A 1,360-nucleotide genomic window follows, 5' to 3' on the forward strand; every position below is an offset into this window, starting at 1 on the left:
GGGGTGCGGCGGGCGGGTTTCCGGTCCGCGGAGGCTCGTTCGCCCGGGCCGGGCGCGAGGTGGGTGGTCATGGGCTCACAGCTCCGCGAGTCGTCGGCGGCGGACCAGCGCGATGAAGAACGGGCCGCCGATGAAGGCGACGAGGATGCCGGCCTGGACCTCCGCCGGCCGGGCGATCAGCCGCCCCGCGATGTCGGCGGCCAGCAGCAGGCAGGGCGCGAGCACGGCCGACAGCGGCAGCAGCCAGCGGTGGTCGGGGCCGAGGCCGACGGACTGCGCGAGGACGCGGGCGATGTGGGGCACGACCAGACCGACGAACACGACGGGCCCGATGACGGCGACGGCGCCGCCGGTGAGCAGCGTGACGGCCACGACCCCCTGGACGCGGACCAGTCCGAGCCTGAGCCCGAGCGACTTGGCGACGTCGTCGCCGAGCGCGAGGCGGTTGAGGGCGGGCGCGGAGGCCAGGGCGAGGAGCGCCCCGACGGCGAGGAACGGCAGGACGCGCAGCAGGACCTGGTCGTCCTGGTTGGCCAGTGAGCCCGCGTTCCAGAAGCGGTAGCGGTTCAGGGCGTCCGGGTCGGTGAGGGCGATGGCGCTGGTCAGCGAGAAGAGCAGGGAGGTCACGGCGACACCGGCCAGGGCGAGTTTGACCGGTGTGGTGCCCGAGCGTCCGAGTCCGCCGAGGAAGTAGACCAGCACGCTGGCGGCCAGCGCCCCGGCCAGGGCGAACCAGATGTAGCCGTAGACGGAGCCGATGCCGAGGACGCCCACGGAGAGCACGACGGCGAAGGCCGCGCCCGCGCTGACGCCCAGGATGCCGGGATCCGCCAGGGGGTTGCGGGTCAGGGCCTGCATCAGCGCGCCCGCGAGGCCCAGGGCGGCCCCGGTGGCGAGGGCGAGGAGGGTGCGCGGCAGCCGCACTGCCCAGATGACGCTGTCGATGCGGGAGCTGGGCGGGTCGCCCAGCAGTGTGTGCCACACCTGGTCGAGGGGGACACCGAGAGCTCCGTACGCCATCGACAGGGCGCACAGCGCGAGCAGCGCCGCACCCGAGAGCGCGAGCAGGAGTACTGCGCGGGGGCCTTTCGCCGCCCGGACCGCTGAGGTCCCCACGTGTGAACTTCCTTTGATGAGGCTTGCCTAACTGTATGACGTGGCTGCTTGGCGCCGCACCCCCATGGGCATCTTCTATGAGCACCCTGTGAAATTAGGTAACCCTTACCTTAGTATGACGCCGATCCCTGGCCCAGAGCCGGGACCGATCCGCTGGGGAGGCTCGCTGCTGTGTGCGGTTCCGAGGAAGTCCTGACGTACTGGCGGCGGCTGCTCACCCCCCTCCCGCCGGAGGTCTCACTCC

General features: G+C 72.1%; 1 protein-coding gene. It reads right to left on the reverse strand.

Going from position 1 to position 1,360, the window contains the following annotated elements; genetic code table 11:
* Positions 1–75: 75 nt before the first annotated feature.
* Entirely contained in the window at positions 76–1,116 is a 1,041-nt protein-coding gene (locus FNH08_RS50115) for a FecCD family ABC transporter permease (RefSeq protein WP_322726685.1), read from the reverse strand.
* Between the last annotated feature and the right edge of the window lie 244 nt (positions 1,117–1,360).

This window comes from Streptomyces spongiae (assembly GCF_009377185.1).
GTDB lineage: Bacteria > Actinomycetota > Actinomycetes > Streptomycetales > Streptomycetaceae > Streptomyces > Streptomyces spongiae.